Genomic DNA, 16,843 nt, shown 5'->3' with positions numbered 1-16,843 from the left:
CCGCGGCATATGCCTTCCGCGACCCGAAAGACCCCCGCATGCCCTCCTTCTCCATCGGCGACACCGACTTCCTCCTCGACGGCGAGCCGTTCCAGGTGATCTCCGGCGCCATCCACTACTTCCGGGTGCACCCCGAGCAGTGGGCCGATCGGGTGCGCAAGGCGCGGCAGATGGGGCTGAACACCATCGAGACCTATGTGGCGTGGAACGACCACGCTCCCACGCGCGGCGAGTTCCGCACGGACGACCGGCTCGACCTCGGCCGCTTCCTCGATCTGGTGCATGCGGAGGGGTTGCGCGCCATCGTGCGCCCCGGCCCGTACATCTGCGCGGAGTGGCACGACGGCGGGCTGCCCGGCTGGCTGGTCTCCAGCGATGTCACCATCCGCTCGAGCGACCCGGCCTACCTCGCGGCCGTCGGCGAGTACCTCGACGAGGTCTACCGCATCGTCGTGCCGCGTCAGATCGACGCCGGAGGACCGGTGATCCTGGTCCAGATCGAGAACGAGTACGGTGCGTACGGGGAGGATGCCGACTACCTGCGCGCGCTCGTGGACCGCACCCGCCGTGCGGGCGTGACGGTGCCGCTCACCACGGTCGACCAGCCACTGGACGACATGCTCACCCGCGGCAGTCTGGACGAACTGCACCGCACCGGTTCCTTCGGCTCGCGTGCCACCGAGCGGCTCGCCACCCTGCGCGAGCACCAGCCGACCGGCCCGCTGATGTGCTCGGAGTTCTGGTGCGGTTGGTTCGACAGCTGGGGCGAGCCCCATCACATCACGGCGGCGGCGGACTCGGCCGCCGAGCTCGACACGCTCCTGCGTGCGGGCGCCTCGGTGAACATCTACATGTTCCACGGCGGGACCAACTTCGGCTTCGCCGCGGGCGCGAACGACAAGGGCATCTATCGCCCGATCACGACCTCCTACGACTACGACGCTCCGCTGGCGGAGGACGGCACGCCCACCGAGAAGTACTGGCGGTTCCGCGAGGTGATCGCGCGGTACGCCCCGGTGCCCGACGACATGCCCGCCGAGCGGCAGGACGCGCCCGTGCTCGAGGCATCCCTCGATCGCGCGGTGCCGCTGCTGGAGGCCGGCCTTGTCCGCTCTTCGCGCTTCGACGCACTGCCCGACGCCGCGGCGTTCGGTTCTCCCCGCGGGTTCTCGGCGTATGCGACGACCGCCCCGCACGGCGGGCTGCTCGCGTTCGGCGAGGTGCGCGACCGCGCACACGTCTTCGTGGACGGCGTCCGGGTCGGCACGATCGACCGCGAGCAGGGCGAGCGCGTGCTGACGCTGCCGCCGGCGGGCGGCGAGCTGTTCGTGCTCGTCGAGCACCTCGGTGGCGTCGACTACGGTCCGCGTTTGGGAGAGACGAAGGGGCTGATCGGCCCCGCGACCCTGGACGGACGGCCCCTCGGCCCCTGGCAGGCCGGCCCCCTCGACCTCGAAGGCGCCACCTTGTGCGCCGCGCTCGCGGGCGCGGGCCGCTCACCAGTCCCGGGCGCCGCCGTGGCGGGTCCGGCGCTCGTGGCGGGCTCGTTCGCCCTCGACGCGCCTTGCGACCTGCATCTGGACACCACCGGCTGGGGTGCGGGAGTCGTGTGGATCAACGGCTTCTCGCTCGGCCGTTACTGGAGCCGCGGCCCGCAGAGCACGCTCTACGTGCCCGGCCCCGTGCTGCGTGCAGGAGCCAACGACATCGTGGTGCTCGAGCTGTCGGGCATGGCCGAGGCATCGGTCCGTTTCGCCGCGCGGCCGGATCTCGGCCCGACCGAAGTGTGAGCGGGCGCGTGGAAACCGCGGCACCGCAGGTGGCGCCCGGTCGGCGAGGCTCAGACGGTGCGTGCGGGACCGGTGCTGTCGCGCACGACGAGATGGGTCTGCACGAGGTGCTTCTGACGCTCGGAGCCCTGGCCGTCGATGAGCGCCAGCAGCAGATCGGTGGCGCGGTGTCCGACTTCGTCGAAGTTCTGGTGCACCGTGGTGAGCGCAGGCCAGTACGCCTTCGCCTCGTCGATGTCGTCGAAGCCGACCACGCTGATGTCCTCGGGGATGCGCAGGCCCGCCTCGTGGATGGAATGCATGATGCCGAGCGCCATCTGATCGTTGCCGGCGAAGACCGCCGTCGGCCGCGTGTCGGATGCCAGCAGCCGACGACCCGCCTCGAGCCCGGATGCCGTGGTCCAGTCGCCTTCGATGACGGGCGGCATGGCGAGGCCTGCGGCGGACATCGTGTGGTGGTAGCCGTCGAGGCGTCGCTTGGCCGAGAAGGACTTCGCGGGACCGGACACGTGCACGATGTCGCGGTGCCCGAGTGCGATCAGATGCTCGAGGGCGATTCGCGCACCCTGCTCCTGGTCGGTGTCGACGATGCTGTACGGCAGGTTCGCGTCGGAGTCGACGATCACCAGAGGAAGGCCGGCGGTGAGCGACAGCTCGTCGATGGGTCCGACTTCGGCCGACATGACGAGGATGATGCCGTCGACCGCCTGCTCTTCGAGGCGGCCGAAGGCGCCGACGACGTCGAGCTGGGTGGGATCGGCGACCGACAGCAGCGTGGTCGTGTAGCCGGCGGCCTCCGACGCGGCGGCCACCGCGTCGAGCGTGCGCGCGTTGCCGACGGTGGTCAGGTTGAACGTGACGAACCCGATGCTGCGGAAGCGGCCGGACTTCAGATTGCGGGCGGCGCTGTTCGGGCGGTAACCGAGAGCCTGCATCGAGGCGCGCACGCGGTCACGGGTGGCCGGGCGCACGTTCGTCTGGCCGTTTGCCACGCGCGACACCGTCTGCGCCGACACGCCTGCGTGGGCGGCGACGTCGTTGATGGAGGCGCGGGTGGCAGTCGACTTCATGGCAACGTAAACACTATCCGACGTACTAATTCAAGAGGAACTATCGATGTCATCCTTCCCTGACTGCGTCGTCGCGCTGCGCTCCGGCGGCGTGTCGCTCGTCCTCGAACTGCGCGACGGCGGACTGCCCGCCGTCGCGCATTGGGGCGCCGACCTCGGGGCGCTCACTGCCCTCGAGGCCAGGACGCTCGCGGTGGCGGGGATCCCCGCGGTCGCGGAGAGCCAGGCCGACGGGCCCGTCCCGCTGTCGCTCCTCCCGGAGCAGACCCGGGGCTGGGTGGGCCGTCCGGGGCTCAGCGGCTCCCGCGCGGGCGCGGCGTGGGCGCCGCAGTTCACCGTGACGCGAGCGGTCCTGGACGGCGTCGATCTTGCGAGCGCACCCGGTGCCCCCGCGGGGGACCCGCAGCTGTACGGCGACGGAGCAGGCGTGCTCGTGGTGGAGGCATCCGATGCCGTCACCGCGCTCGGTCTCACCCTCACGGTGGAGCTCACTGCGGACGGCGTCGTGCGCACCCGTGCGGTGGTCGAGAACCTCGCCGACACGCCGTACCAGGTGGATGAGCTGCTCCTGAGCCTGCCCGTGCCGCTCTTCGCCGACGAGGTGCTCGACTTCGCCGGACGCTGGGGACGGGAGCGCGCGCCGCAGCGCCGCCGCATGACCGCCGGGCAGCACCGCCGCGAGGGCCGACATGGTCGCACGGGCCTGGATGCCGCGACGCTGCTGTTCGCCGGAACCCCCGGCTTCGGCTTCGCCGAGGGAGAGGTCTGGGGCGTGCACACGGCATGGTCCGGCAACCACGTGCACCAGCTCGAGCGACAGCTCGACGGCCGGCAGCTCCTGGGCGGCGGTGAGCTGCTGCTGCCCGGCGAGATCGTGCTGCAGCAGGGCGAGCGGTACGAGAGCCCCTGGGTCTACGGCGTGCACGGGACGGGTCTGGACGACGCGGCACGACGCATGCACCGGATGCTGCGCGCCCGGCCCTCGCACCCGCGTTCGGCGCGGCCGGTCACCCTCAACGTGTGGGAGGCGGTCTACTTCGACCACGACCATGACACCCTGACCGAGCTCGCCGACGTCGCCGCGGCGGTGGGTGTCGAGCGGTTCGTACTCGACGACGGCTGGTTCGGCGCGCGCCGCAACGACCAGGCGGGTCTGGGCGACTGGACGGTCTCGCCTGATGTGTGGCCGACGGGACTGGGGCCGCTGGTGGATCATGTACGCGGGCTCGGCATGCAGTTCGGCCTGTGGGTCGAGCCCGAGATGATCAACGTCGACTCCGACCTCGCGCGCGCACATCCGGAGTGGATCATGTCGGCGCGTGACCGCCTGCCGGTCGAGGCGCGCAACCAGCAGGTGCTCGACCTCGCGAACCCTGATGCGTACGCGTACATCCGCGATGCGCTGGTGGCGCTCCTGGACGAGTACGACATCGCCTACCTCAAGTGGGATCACAACCGTGACCTGGTCGATGCGGGCACGGGCCCCGACCGCCGGCCGGGCGTGCACGGCCAGACCGCCGCGTTCTACCGGCTCGTCGACGAGCTGAAGGCGCGCTATCCCGGACTCGAGATCGAGTCGTGTTCGTCAGGCGGCGGGCGCGTGGACCTCGGTGCGCTCGAGCGCACCGACCGGGTGTGGGTCTCCGACAACAACGACCCCCTCGACCGCACCGAGATCAACCGCTGGACGACCCAGCTGGTGCCTCCGGAGCTGATGGGCACGCACATCGCGTCGGCGTCCTCGCACACCACCTGGCGCACGCACTCGCTGTCGTTCCGGGCCGTCACCGCGCTGTTCGGGCACCTCGGCGTCGAGTGGGATCTGCGTCAGGCGAGCGAGGCCGAGCGCGCCGAACTGGCGGACTGGGTCATGCTGCACCGCCGCCACCGGGCGCTCCTGCACAGCGGCGACCTGGTGCGCCTGGATCACCCGGAGGGTTCGTTCGCGCTGCACGGCGTGGTCGCGCAGGACCGGTGCGAGGCGCTCTACGCCTACGTCGGCCTCACCCGTTCGCCGCTGTCGGGCGTCGGACGGGTGCGTCTGCCCGGGCTCGATCCGGCCCGCCGCTACGCGCTGGAGCCGGTGCGCGTCGGCTTGCAGCCGCAGGAGCACGAAGCCCCGCGCTGGTGGTGGGACGCTCCGATCGTGCTCAGCGGCGCGGCACTGTCGACGGCCGGGGTCGTGCTGCTATCGATGCCGCCCGAACAGGCCGTGCTGCTGCACGTGAGGGCGGTGGACGCGTGATGCCGAGGTGAGCGCGCTGGTCCTCGGGGCGGTCCTCGGGGCCGCGGTGCTGCACGGCGCGTGGAACGCCATCGCCAAGGCGATCCCCGCGCGACTGGTCTCCTCAGCCCTCATCGGACTCGTCTACCTCGTCGCGGGGGCGATCGGATGCCTCGTCCTGCCGCCGATCGCCCCCGCGGCGTGGCCGCTGCTCATCGCCTCGGCGGCGGCGCAGACGCTGTACCTGGTGCTGCTGACCGCCGCCTACGCCCGCACCGAGTTCGGCCGCGCGTACCCGATGACGCGCGGACTGTCGGTGCTCGGCATCACGCTGGCCGCGACGACGCTCCTGGGGGAGCGGCTCACGCCGCTGCAGCTGGGCGGGGTGGCCGTCGTGGCGGTGTCGCTGCTGGTGCTGTCGTGGCCGCCTCGCGGCACCCGGCACGACAAGGTCGGCACCCTGCTCATCGTCGCGGTGGGGGCCACGGTGACGGTCTACTCCGTTCTCGACGGGGTGGGGGTGCGGGCGTCGGGCCAGCCGCTGAGCTACGCGGCGTGGCTCTTCCTGCTGCAGGGCGCCGCGATCCCGGTGGTCTGCCTCGTGCTCGCCCGCGACCGACGGGCGTTCCTGCGCGGACTGCGCACCCATGCACCACTCGGGGCGACCGGCGGGCTCATCTCGCTGGTCGCCTACACGATCGTGGTGTGGGCGCAGTCGCAGGCGCCGCTCGCGGTCGTCTCAGCGGTGCGCGAGACCGGCGTGATCGCGGCGGTCGTGATCGGGTTCCTGGTCTTCCGCGAGCCGCTGAAGGTCTCCCGCGCGCTGGTGAGCGTGTGCGTCGTCGCCGGCATCGTCGCGATCCGCGGGGGCGGCTGACCGCGCAGGCGCGGGCTCAGGCGTCGCGCGCCTGGCGGAGCCAGCGTTCGACGCCCGAGATGTGCGCCGTCGTGAGGGCGCTGGCCAGCTCGACGTCGTGCGCGGCGATCGCCTCGGCGATCCCGGCATGTTCGCGCACCGTGCGCTCGGCGGCGCCGGACTCGGTGAGGCCGCGCCACACGCGGGCGCGGACGGTCTGACTGCTGAGGCTCGCGATGAGGCTCGACAGGTATCGGTTGCCCGCGAGCTCGACGATCGCGGTGTGGAACCGCAGGTCGTGCTCGACGAGCGTCTCGATGTCGGTGACGCCGGCGGCCGAGGCGATCTCGTCCTCGAGGATGCGGACGTCGTCGTCGCTCGCGCGCGCGGCGGCGATGCCGCTGGCCTGGGACTCCAGCATCCGTCGCACCTGGAAGATCTCCAGCAGCGAATGGTCGTCGTGCAGATCGACCACGAACGAGATGGCCTCCAGCAGCAGTTCGGGTTCGAGGCTCGTCACGTACGTGCCGTCGCCGCGTCGCACATCGAGCACGCGGATGACCTCGAGCGCCTTGACCGCCTCGCGCATCGAGCTGCGCGACAGGCCGAGGCGCTCGGCGAGATCCTTCTCGGGAGGCAGGCGGGATCCGGGCGTCAGCTCGCCGCTGACGATCATCTCTTTGATCTTCTCGATCGCTTCATCGGTGACGGCCACGCGCCCATCATAGACATCGGATGTCCGGCGTCCGCGGAGGCGGCATCCGCGTGGCGTTCACGGCATGATGGGTGGCATGCGCGTCGTGGACGGACACCTTCACCTGTGGGACCCCGCGGTCCTCGACTACGAGTGGCTCGAGGGCGAGCTGCTCCGACCTTTCGGCCCGGACGAGCTGCACGCCGCTCTTGCCGAGGCGCCGGACGCCGGGTACGGCTTCGTCTTCGTGCAGGCGGACTGCGTGCCCGAGCAGTCGCTCGCCGAGGTCGACTGGGTCGCCGGCCTCGTGCCGCAGGTCGCGGTGCGCGGCATCGTGGCGCGCGCGCCCCTGGAAGACCCGGCGGCCACCGACGAGCACCTCGCCGCGTTCGCGACCAGGCCGCTCGTGGTCGGCATCCGGCGGAACCTGCAGTCCGCGCCCCTGGGCTTCTCGGCGACGCCCGGTTTCCGTGCCTCCGCCAGGGCGGTGGCATCCGCCGGGCTGACCTTCGATGCGTGCATCCTCCGCCACCAGCTGCCGGACGTGATCGCGCTGGCCGACAGTGTTCCCGACCTCACGATCGTGCTGGACCACCTGGGCAAGCCGGAGGTGGGGACACCGGATGCCCCGGCCCCTGCCGACGGCACCGAATGGGCCGCCGCGCTGCGCGCGGTCGCGGAGCGGCCCAACGTGGTGTGCAAGCTGTCGGGGCTTCCGGCCGAGTCCTCGGGGGAGTGGTCCGACGCGCAGCTGTGGCCGTTCCTCGACGTCGCACTGGATGCCTTCGGCCCGGAGCGCCTGCTCTTCGGCAGCGACTGGCCGGTGTCACGGCCGTTCGGCCAGTGGGTGCAGACGGTCTCGGACTGGCTCGACGACCGCCTCGGCGAGAACGGCCATCACGCCGTGCTCGCCGAGACCGCGGAGCGGGTCTACCGCCTGCGCTGACCCGCCCGCCGGTGCGCGGGCAGGTCAGCGCCGCGGCTCAGGAGCCGGCAGGGCGCAGGCGCAGGCCCGACATGCCGCCGTCCACCTCGATGCAGGTGCCGGTGGTCGAGCCCGACAGCGGGCTCACGAGGTAGAGCACGGCGCCGGCGACCTCGTCGGCCGACACCAGGCGCCCATGCGGCTGGCGCGCTTCGAGCGCCGCGCGCTCGGCGGCGGGGTCGGGGGCGCTGGAGAGCAGCCGGCCGACCCACGGCGTGTCGGCGGTGCCGGGGTTCACCGCGTTGACGCGGATGCCCTCGCGCAGGTGGTCGGCGGCCATCGCCCGCGTCAGCGAGAGCACGGCGCCCTTGGACGCGCTGTACAGCGCACGCTGCGGCAGGCCTGCGGTGGCGGCGATCGACGACGTGTTGCAGACCGCCGCGGACGGCGACTTCCGCAGCCACGGCAGCGCGGCCGTCGTCACCCGGGCGATGCCGGTGACGTTGATCGAGAACACCCGGGCCCACTCGTCGTCGTCGTTGGCGGCGATGTCGCCCTGCGCGCCGATGCCGGCGTTGTTGACGACGATGTCGATGCGGCCGAAGCGCTCGGCGACCGCGGCGATCGCACGCTCGACGGCGCCCCGGTCCGACACGTCGGCGGCGAACGCGGCGAACCGCGGGTCGGCGCCCGACGGGTCGCGGTCGAGGACCGCGATCTGCGCGCCCTGGTCGGCGAGGGTGGCCGCGATCGCGGCGCCGATGCCCGACGCCCCACCGGTGACGACGGCGACGAGGCCGTCCAGCTGCTGCCCGGTCATCGCGTCGCCTCCCAGGCCACGAACTCCTGGCGCTGTGCGCCCAGGCCGTCGATCTCGACGTCGACGACGTCGCCCGCCTTCAGGTACGGGAACGTGCCGCCGAACGCGACGCCCTGCGGGGTCCCGGTGAGGATGAGGTCGCCGGGTTCGAGGGTGACGTACTGCGAGAGGTGGTGCACGATCGTGCGCACGTCGAAGATCATGTCGCTCGTGTTCGAGTCCTGACGGGGCTCGCCGTTGACGAAGCTCTTCAGGTCGAGGTTCTGCACGTCGACCTCGTCGGGGGTGACCAGCCACGGGCCGGTGGGGTTGAAGCCGTGGGCGATCTTGCCCTTCGACCACTGCCCGCCCGAGACCTCCATCTGGAAGGTGCGCTCCGAGACGTCGTTGGCGACCACGAAGCCGGCGATGTGCGCGTCGACCTCGTCGAGGCTGTCGAGGTAGGCCGTGCGGCGGCCGATCACGACGCCGAGCTCCACCTCCCAGTCGGTCTTCTCGCTGCCGCGGGGGATCGTCACGGTGTCGTTGGGCCCGACGACCGTGTTCGGGGTCTTGAGGAAGACGATCGGCACGGTCGGCGGCTCGGCGCCGGACTCGCGGGCGTGCGCCGCGTAGTTCTGGCCGATGCAGATGACGGCGCTCGGCCGGGCGATCGGAGCGCCGATGCGCAGCTGCGCGGCGCCGTCCAGCTCGGGCAGTGCTCCGTCGGCGATCGCCGCGGACGTGCGGCCGACGGGGTCGTCGGCGAGGAAACCACCGTCGACATCGGATGTGAGCGGGCGCAGATCGAGGTAGCGGTCGCCGTCGAGCACGACGGGGATCTCGCTTCCGGACTCGCCGAGGCGCGCGAACTTCATTGCTCTCCTGGATTCTCCGTGCGGGGCGGCGTGAAGTCCGTCGTTCCCGCGTTGCGTGATTGACAGTATAGACATCCGATGTTTACACTTCGAGCGGTTCGACTCCCCGAACCGGAACCCGCAGGAGAACACCCCGTGAGCCGCATCGTCGCCTTCGAGACGACAGACATCCGATTCCCCACGTCGCTGAGCCTGGACGGCTCCGACGCGATGAACCCCGATCCCGACTACTCCGCCGCATACCTGCGGGTGGTCACGGATGCCGCCGACGGCGTCTCGGGGCACGCCTTCGTGTTCACGATCGGCCGCGGGAACGACGTCCAGGTCGCCGCGCTCGACGCGCTGGCCGGGCATCTGGTCGGGCGCGAGCTCGAGCCGCTGCTGGATGACATGGGCGCGACGAACCGCGAGCTCATCGGCGACTCGCAGCTGCGCTGGCTCGGCCCGGAGAAGGGCGTCATGCACATGGCGATCGGCGCGGTGGTCAACGCGCTGTGGGACATCAAGGCCAAGCGCGCGGGGCTGCCGCTGTGGCAGCTGCTGTCGCGGATGACGCCGGAGGAGCTCGTCGACCTCGTCGACTTCCGCTACCTGACGAACGCGCTCACCCCCGAGGAGGCCTTGCAGATCCTGCGCGACGCCGCCCCGGGGCGCGCCGCGCGCGAGCAGGAGCTTCTCGCGACCGGGTACCCCGCCTACACGACGAGCCCCGGTTGGCTGGGCTACTCCGACGAGAAGCTCACGCGCCTGTGCCGGGAGGCGATCGCCGACGGCTTCGGGCAGATCAAGCTCAAGGTCGGCGCCGACCTGGAAGACGACATCCGCCGCTTCCGCGTGGCCCGCGAGGTGTGCGGCCCCGACTTCCCGATCGCGATCGACGCGAACCAGCGGTGGGAGGTCGCACAGGCCATCGAATGGGTGAACGCCCTGGCCGAGTTCGACCCCGCATGGATCGAGGAGCCCACCAGCCCCGACGATGTGCTCGGCCACGCCGAGATCGCGCGCGGCGTCGCGCCGGTGCGGGTGGCCACGGGAGAGCACGCGCAGAATCGCGTGATCTTCAAGCAGCTGCTGCAGGCGGGCGCCATCTCGGTCATGCAGATCGACGCCGTGCGCGTCGCGGGCGTCAACGAGAACATCGCCAACCTGCTGCTGGCGGCGAAGTTCGGCGTGCCGGTGTGCCCGCACGCCGGCGGGGTGGGGCTGTGCGAGGCCGTGCAGCACCTGTCGATGTTCGATTTCGTCGCCGTCAGCGCCACGCGGGAAGGCCGCATGATCGAGTACGTCGATCACCTGCACGAGCACTTCGTCGTGCCGACCGACATCCGTCGGGGCGTGTACGTCGCCCCGCTGGCTCCGGGCAACGGCATGGAGATGAAGGCCGAGAGCCGGGTCGAGTACGAATGGGAGAGCGCCCGTGTCGCCGTCTGAGTCCACCTCGCTGTCCGAGCGCGCGGCGCGCACGCCGTCCCTGACCGCGCTCGGCTACGGCGCCGCGAACGTCGGCAACCTGCACCGCGAGCTCACCGACGATCAGGCGTGGGCGATCCTCGACGCGGCGTGGGAGAGCGGCATCCGCTACTACGACACCGCCCCGCACTACGGCCTCGGCCTCTCGGAGCGGCGTCTCGGCGCCTTCCTGCAGACCAAGCCGCGCGACGAGTTCGTGGTCTCGACGAAGGCCGGGCGCCTGCTGCGGCCGAACCCCGACGCCAAGGAGCTCGATACCGACGGGTTCCACGTGCCGGGCACGCTCCACCGCGAGTGGGACTTCTCGGCCGCGGGCATCAAGGCGAGCCTCGACGAGTCGCTCGAGCGGCTCGGGCTGGACCGTGTCGACATCCTGTTCCTGCACGACCCCGAGCAGCACGGCATCGACCTCGCACTGAGCGACGCGTTCCCGGCGATGCAGCAGCTGCGCGCCGACGGCGCGGTCGACGCGATCGGCATCGGGTCGATGGCCTCCGACGCCCTCGCCGCCGCCGTCCGCGGCGCCGACCTCGACATCATCATGGTCGCCGGCCGCTACACGCTGCTCGAGCAGCCCGCGGCCGACGACGTGCTGCCGGCATGCCACGAGCGGGGCACCGGCGTGGTCGCGGCATCCGTCTTCAACTCCGGCCTGCTCGCGAAGGACGAGCCCTCTCGCGACGACCGGTACGAGTACGGGCGGATGCCGGAGGAGATCTGGGAGCGCCTGCAGCGCATCGTCGCCGTGTGCCGCGCGCACGAGGTGCCGCTGCCGGCGGCGGCGGTGCAGTTCGCTCTGCGAGACTCGGCAGTGCGCTCGGTCGTGGTCGGGGGCAGCCGCCCCGAGCAGCTCCACCGCAATGCCGAGCTGATGGCGATCGACATCCCCGGCGCGCTCTGGGAGGAGCTCGCCGCCGAGGGACTCATCCGCTGACGAAAGGACCGCCATGCTCGAGGGCATCCACCCACTGCTGACCGGCGAGCTGCTGCTGCACCTGGACCGGATGGGTCACTCCGACGCCGTCGTGATCGCCGACGCGCACTTCCCCGCGTGGGCGATCGGGGAGCGGGTCGTCGATCTTCCGGGCACGACGACCCCCGAGGTCGTCGCGGCGGTGCGCACGGTGCTGCCGCTGGACGATGCGCCGGCCCTGGACCTCATGGCCTCGGCGGACGGCGAGGTGCTCGACGTGCAGGGCGAGCTCGCCGCCGCGGCGGGCACCGATGCGCCGCGCTACGTCGACCGGTTCGAGTACTACGAACTGGCCAAGAGCGCCTACCTCGTGCTGCGCACCGGCGAGACCCGCAAGTACGGCAACGCGCTGCTGCGCAAGGGCGTCGTCGGCCACCCGCCGGTCTCCTGAGAGCGGATGCCGCCGCCCGTCGTCGCCGGGTGGGGCGGGCGCGTCAGCCGTTGAGGCCGAACAGGTCCAGCGGGTGCGTGAGGCGCCACAGCGGCGACGGGTCCGAGATGTCGGCGGCGAGCTTCAGGTCGACCGTCGTGTCATCGAGCGGCCCCGTGACGCTGAGGCTGCCGACCTCGTCGCCCGCGTCCCTGCTGTCGCCGAGGTCGTAGGTGGTGCCGACCGTGCCGGTCGCGCCGTTCCACAGGATCACCGACGCGTCGCCCGACGTGACCACGTCGACCTTGTCGCCCCACCGGGTCTCGACGATGCCGACGACGGTGCCCGCCGTCACCGACGGCTTGAGCTGCAGCTCCTGCTCGAGCTGCGCGTAGATCGCACGCGACGCCGCCAGGCGCGTGTCGTCGTCGGGCTGCCCCAGCACCGACGCGTAGAGGCGCACCGTCGTGTCGCCGACCGTGATGTCCTTAGCGGACAGCAGGTTCCAGGCATCCAGCGTCCCGGTCTTCACCCCGACGACGCCCGGGTCGGCCAGCAGCTCGTTGGTGTTGACGACGTGGCCGGCGCCCGGCAGATCGACCGACGCCGTCGCGACGATCTCGGCGATCACCGGGTTGGCGAGCGCCTTCTGGGCGAGGGTGACCAGCGCCTCGGGGCTCGCGGTGTTGCGCTTGTCCATGCCGGTCGGCTCGTAGACGGTCACCCCGGGCACGCCGTGCGTGCTCAGCCACGCGGAGGCCGCGGAGGCGAAGACCGCGTCCGAGGGCCACAGGCCCTGCGCCAGGCGGTCCGCGTAGTTGTTCGCCGAGCCGATCAGCATGCCCTGCAGCATCTGGTACTCGGTGAGCGAGCCGCCCACGGGGACGTCGAGAGCGGATTCGCCGCCGCGCCGGTACGACCAGTAGTTCGAGCGGTCGGCGGAGGTGAAGCGGTACTCCGGCCCCTGTTCGCCGGGCGCGAGCGGCAGCTGGTCCAGCACGAGCAGCGCGGTCACGACCTTGGTGATGCTCGCGATCGAGTCGGGGTCCGCCGTGGAGGCCAGCGTCCCCGAGATTCCGGCGACGGCCTCGGCCGCGCTGCCGGCGGCAGGCCACGCGGGCGCGGCGGCGGGTGCGGCGACCGGCTGTGCCTCGATCGCGGTGATCGTCGGCTCGACGGCGTGCAACGGCCACAGCAGCGTCGTGGCGGCGTAGGCGCCCACGATGCCCGCGATGATGAGGGTCGGCACGACGACGCCGGCACGCAGCGGGGAACGGCGCGGCGGATTGGCGAGCAGGTCCTTCTCGACCGTCACGTACGGGGTGGCCGCAGCGGACAGATCGCCCGGCGCGCCGCCCTGCGCGATCGACGCCTCGTCGACCCACCCCAGCGCGACGTGTCCGCTCGCAGCGGCGGTGTACGTGGCGCCCGCCGGCTCGGCATCCGGTTCGTCGTCCGGGACCAGGCCGGGGATCAGCGACGTCGTCGACTCGGCCGCCGGCGCGAAACCCGGCACGGTCGGGGAATCCGCCACCGGTTCGAACACCGGCACGGTCGGAGCGACGGCGGTGGCGGCGTCGGCGGGCGGCACCGCGTCGATGGTCAGGATGCCGTCATCGGCCGATCCGGCCGGCGTCGCCGTCGAGAGCGCACCGGTCTGCGCGCGCCGCTCACGGCGCGTGGGGACGGGGGGCTCATCCTGACTCACCCGCTCAAGATACCTCGCACCACCGCGGATCACGGAAAGCAGCGGCGGTATACTCGGCCTCACAACCACGGGAGTCCGGTGAGCCGGGCTGAGAGGAAGCGACCCACGCTTCGACCGTCGAACCTGATCCGGATCATGCCGGCGCAGGGAGGAGTTCATATGCACGCGTCCACGTCCGCACCCACGGCCGCGACGGGAACCGCTTCGCGCAGTCTGCGCTGGCGGGTCGTCGACATCGTCGTCGCCAGCGTCATCGGGGTGGCAGCGGGTCTGATCTTCCTGTTGTGGAACATCGGCTATCTCGGCCCGAAGACGCTGCTCGAGCCGCTCGCGCCGGGACTGCAGGGCCTCCTGGACGGCCCGTGGCTCTTCGCCGGTGTGCTCGGTGCGCTCATCATCCGCAAGCCCGGCGCCGCGATCTACACCGAGACGCTCGCCGCGGTCGTCTCGGCGCTCGTCGGCAACACCTGGGGCGGCTTCCTCACCATCGAGGCCGGCCTCGTGCAGGGGCTGGGCGCGGAGCTGATCTTCCTGATCTTCCTCTACAAGAAGTGGAACCTCCCGGTCGCGATCCTCGCCGGCGCCGGTGCCGCCCTCGCCGGCGGGATCAACAACCTCGTCCTGTGGTTCGCCGGTGCCGATGCGCTGTTCACGACGGTCTACCTCTTCAGCACAGTGCTCTCCGGCGCCGTCATCGCGGGAGCGGGGTCGTGGCTCATCGCGCGTGGGCTCGCCGCGACGGGCGCGCTGGATCGGTTCGCCTCGGGCCGCGAGGCCCGGGCGCGCGTCTGACGCGAGTGGACCGCTGGGCCTCGGCCGCCGCCCATCCTGCCGTCGTCGAGGCGCGCGGGTGGGGTTGGCGACACGCCTCCCGGCATGCGTGGGCGGTGCGGGATGTCTCCTTCCGCATCGACCCCGGCGAGCGGGTGCTGCTGCTCGGTGCGTCCGGGTCGGGGAAGTCCACGCTGCTGCACGGCCTCGCCGGCGTCCTCGGCGGTGACGAGGAGGGCGAGGCCGAGGGCGCGCTGCTCATCGACGGCGTGCCGGCCGCGCAGGCCCGCGGCCGCGCCGGCCTCGTGCTGCAGGACCCGGATTCGCAGGTGATCCTCGCGCGCGTCGGCGACGATGTCGCGTTCGGCTGCGAGAACCTCGGCGTCCCGCGCGACGAGATCTGGCCCCGGGTCGGCGCCGCCCTCGAGGCGGTCGGACTCGACGTGCCGCTCGACCATCCGACGAAGGCGCTGTCGGGCGGGCAGAAGCAGCGGCTCGCGCTGGCCGGGGCGCTCGCGATGCGACCCGGGCTGGTGATCCTGGACGAGCCCACGGCGAACCTCGATCCCGACGGCGTGGGCGAGGTGCGCGACGCCGTGGCGGCGATGCTCGCGGCTCAGGACGCGACGCTCGTCGTCGTGGAGCACCGCGTCGACGTGTGGCTTCCGCTGGTGACCCGTGTCATCGTGCTCGGTGACGGCGGGGTCGTCGCCGACGGTGCGCCCGACGCCGTCCTCCGCGAGCGCGGGGCGGAGCTGGCCGCTGCCGGCGTGTGGGTTCCCGGCATCCCGCCCGCCTGGCCCGCGCGTGCCTCCGTCGCGCCGGGGGAGGTGCTGCTGGCGGCGCGGGACGTCTCCGTCCAGCGGGTGAAGGGACAGCCGGTCGCGCACGGGATCCACCTCGACGTGCACGCCGGGGAGGTGCTCGCGATCACCGGCCCCAACGGCGCGGGCAAGTCCACGCTCGGTCTCACCCTCGCCGGGCTTCTCGCCCCGGCAGCGGGCGAGGTCTCGGCATCCGCGCACCTCTCGGGCGACGCGGGCCCCTCGCCGATCCGCTGGTCGTCGCGTCAACTGCTCACCCGGATCGGCACCGTGTTCCAGGATCCGGAGCACCAGCTGCTCGCGCGCACCGTTCGCGAGGAACTCGAGGTCGGTCCGCGGGCGCTGGGACTCGATGACGACCAGATCGCGCGCCGCGTCGACGAGCTGCTCGAACGGCTGCGGCTCGACAGGCTCGCTCGGGCGAATCCGTACACACTCTCCGGTGGGGAGAAGCGCCGGCTGACAGTGGCCGCCGCGCTCGCCACCGCGCCGCGTGTGCTGGTGCTGGACGAGCCGACGTTCGGTCAGGACGCGCGCACGTGGGCCGAGCTCGTGGCGCTCCTCGCACGACTGCGGGACGGCGACGTCGGTCACAAGGGCGGATCGTCGATCGTGGCGATCACGCATGACCTCGATGTCGTCGCCGCGCTCGGCGCCTCGCGCTTCGAGCTGGCGTCACAGCGCGAGGAGACCCGGTGACGCTCCTCGACGCGCGCGCTCGCACCGGGACGGTCGCCCGGATCAATCCCGTCGCCAAGCTCGGCGCAAGCGCCCTGATCGCCTTGCCTCTCGTGCTCACGCTGGACTGGGTCTCCGCCGCTGTGGCGCTCGTGCTCGAGTGCCTGCTCTTCCCCTTCGCGGGCCTCGCGTGGCGGGAGTTCTGGGTGCGCACATGGCCGGTCTGGCTCGCCGCGCCGCTCACAGGGCTGACGATCGCGCTCTACGGCGAGACCTCGGGCACCGTCTACGTCGACTGGTTCGTCGTGCGCGTCAGCGAGGGGTCGCTCGAACTGGCGCTGGCCACGACGCTCCGAGTCCTCGCGATCGCCCTGCCCTCCGTCGTGCTGTTCGTCACGGTGGACCCGACCGATCTCGCGGACGGACTCGCGCAGATCGTGCGCCTGCCCGCCCGGTTCGTGCTCGGTGCGCTCGCGGGGCTGCGGATGGTGGGCCTGTTCCTCGACGACTGGCGTGCGCTCGAGCTCGCTCGGCGGGCGCGCGGGGTCGCCGACCGGGGCCGCATCCTCCGGTTCCTCGGCATGGCCTTCGCCCTGCTCGTCCTGTCGATCCGGCGAGGCGCCAAGCTGGCCACGGCGATGGAAGCGCGCGGCTTCGGCGCCCCTGGCCGCCGCACGTGGGCGCGCGAGTCGCGCTTCGGCGCACGAGAGTGGGCGCTCATGGCGATCGGGCTGGGGATCGCGCTCGTCGCGGTCGCCGCGGCCGTCGCGGCCGGCACCTGGAACTTCATCCTCGGCCCTGGCGCGTGACGGG

At 72.1% G+C, this 16,843-nt stretch carries 15 protein-coding genes and 1 riboswitch; of the genes, 10 read left to right on the top strand and 5 right to left on the bottom strand.

The window, feature by feature from the left end; translation table 11 throughout:
- The first annotated feature begins 38 nt into the window (after positions 1 to 38).
- Positions 39 to 1,790 carry a glycoside hydrolase family 35 protein gene (locus AC1DDU_RS05360; RefSeq protein ID WP_477431853.1) on the top strand — a complete coding sequence of 584 codons (1,752 nt, stop codon included), beginning with the start codon at positions 39 to 41 and terminating at the stop codon, positions 1,788 to 1,790.
- A 50-nt stretch (positions 1,791 to 1,840) separates the two neighbouring features.
- Here AC1DDU_RS05360 and AC1DDU_RS05355 read toward each other — a convergent pair whose 3' ends face one another.
- Entirely contained in the window at positions 1,841 to 2,860 is a 1,020-nt protein-coding gene (locus AC1DDU_RS05355; RefSeq protein WP_477431851.1) for a LacI family DNA-binding transcriptional regulator, read from the bottom strand.
- Between the two features lie 46 nt (positions 2,861 to 2,906).
- On the opposite strand from AC1DDU_RS05355, the gene AC1DDU_RS05350 reads away from it, so the two are divergent.
- The gene (locus AC1DDU_RS05350) at positions 2,907 to 5,105 is read left to right on the top strand and encodes an alpha-galactosidase (protein ID WP_477431849.1); all 2,199 of its coding nucleotides are present in this window, start codon (positions 2,907 to 2,909) and stop codon (positions 5,103 to 5,105) included.
- Between the two features lie 7 nt (positions 5,106 to 5,112).
- On the top strand, positions 5,113 to 5,961 hold the full coding sequence (locus tag AC1DDU_RS05345) for an EamA family transporter (RefSeq protein WP_477431847.1): 849 nt from the start codon (positions 5,113 to 5,115) through the stop codon (positions 5,959 to 5,961).
- A 16-nt stretch (positions 5,962 to 5,977) separates the two neighbouring features.
- Here AC1DDU_RS05345 and AC1DDU_RS05340 read toward each other — a convergent pair whose 3' ends face one another.
- On the bottom strand, positions 5,978 to 6,655 hold the full coding sequence (locus AC1DDU_RS05340; RefSeq protein ID WP_477431845.1) for a FadR/GntR family transcriptional regulator: 678 nt from the start codon (positions 6,653 to 6,655) through the stop codon (positions 5,978 to 5,980).
- A gap of 76 nt (positions 6,656 to 6,731) precedes the next feature.
- Here AC1DDU_RS05340 and AC1DDU_RS05335 point away from each other — a divergent pair, with 76 nt between their 5' ends.
- Complete coding sequence (locus AC1DDU_RS05335; protein ID WP_477431843.1) at positions 6,732 to 7,580, top strand: amidohydrolase family protein; 849 nt, start codon at positions 6,732 to 6,734, stop codon at positions 7,578 to 7,580.
- A 37-nt stretch (positions 7,581 to 7,617) separates the two neighbouring features.
- On the opposite strand, the gene AC1DDU_RS05330 is transcribed toward AC1DDU_RS05335, so the two are convergent.
- Both AC1DDU_RS05330 and AC1DDU_RS05325 read right to left on the bottom strand, forming a co-directional pair.
- Positions 7,618 to 8,379: an SDR family NAD(P)-dependent oxidoreductase gene (locus AC1DDU_RS05330; protein ID WP_477431841.1), complete on the bottom strand. Its 762-nt coding sequence runs from the start codon at positions 8,377 to 8,379 to the stop codon at positions 7,618 to 7,620.
- Positions 8,376 to 9,236, bottom strand: a complete 861-nt coding sequence (locus AC1DDU_RS05325; protein WP_477431839.1) for a fumarylacetoacetate hydrolase family protein — start codon at positions 9,234 to 9,236, stop codon at positions 8,376 to 8,378. Before AC1DDU_RS05325 ends, AC1DDU_RS05330 begins: the two co-directional genes overlap by 4 nt.
- 135 nt (positions 9,237 to 9,371) lie before the next feature.
- Between AC1DDU_RS05325 and AC1DDU_RS05320 the strand changes: the two genes are divergently transcribed.
- Genes AC1DDU_RS05320 through AC1DDU_RS05310 form a run of 3 tightly spaced genes read left to right on the top strand, consistent with a single transcriptional unit; the run spans position 9,372 to position 12,070 of the window.
- Entirely contained in the window at positions 9,372 to 10,667 is a 1,296-nt protein-coding gene (locus AC1DDU_RS05320) for an L-fuconate dehydratase (RefSeq protein WP_477431837.1), read from the top strand.
- Entirely contained in the window at positions 10,654 to 11,640 is a 987-nt protein-coding gene (locus AC1DDU_RS05315; RefSeq protein ID WP_477431835.1) for an aldo/keto reductase, read from the top strand. The genes AC1DDU_RS05320 and AC1DDU_RS05315 overlap by 14 nt, the downstream gene beginning before the upstream one ends.
- Positions 11,641 to 11,653: 13 nt before the next feature.
- Entirely contained in the window at positions 11,654 to 12,070 is a 417-nt protein-coding gene (locus AC1DDU_RS05310; protein WP_477431833.1) for an RbsD/FucU family protein, read from the top strand.
- Between the two features lie 43 nt (positions 12,071 to 12,113).
- Here the strand turns inward: AC1DDU_RS05310 and AC1DDU_RS05305 are convergent, their stop codons facing one another.
- A complete protein-coding gene (locus tag AC1DDU_RS05305; protein WP_477431831.1) occupies positions 12,114 to 13,757 on the bottom strand; it encodes a D-alanyl-D-alanine carboxypeptidase family protein in 1,644 nt (547 codons plus the stop codon).
- Between the two features lie 57 nt (positions 13,758 to 13,814).
- Positions 13,815 to 13,926, top strand: a riboswitch (TPP riboswitch).
- Between AC1DDU_RS05305 and AC1DDU_RS05300 the strand changes: the two genes are divergently transcribed.
- The 3 genes from AC1DDU_RS05300 (at position 13,917) to AC1DDU_RS05290 (ending at position 16,839) form a co-directional block, all read left to right on the top strand.
- Complete coding sequence (locus AC1DDU_RS05300; protein WP_477431829.1) at positions 13,917 to 14,549, top strand: ECF transporter S component; 633 nt, start codon at positions 13,917 to 13,919, stop codon at positions 14,547 to 14,549. Its footprint overlaps the riboswitch before it by 10 nt.
- Positions 14,550 to 14,644: 95 nt before the next feature.
- Entirely contained in the window at positions 14,645 to 16,051 is a 1,407-nt protein-coding gene (locus AC1DDU_RS05295) for an ABC transporter ATP-binding protein (RefSeq protein ID WP_477431827.1), read from the top strand.
- The gene (locus tag AC1DDU_RS05290) at positions 16,048 to 16,839 is read left to right on the top strand and encodes an energy-coupling factor transporter transmembrane component T family protein (protein ID WP_477431825.1); all 792 of its coding nucleotides are present in this window, start codon (positions 16,048 to 16,050) and stop codon (positions 16,837 to 16,839) included. Before AC1DDU_RS05295 ends, AC1DDU_RS05290 begins: the two co-directional genes overlap by 4 nt.
- Positions 16,840 to 16,843: the final 4 nt, after the last annotated feature.

The organism is Microbacterium sp. 05T445 (assembly GCF_056395865.1).
Note: the sequence above shows the minus strand (reverse complement) of the source record. Positions and strands in the feature narration are given on the sequence as shown.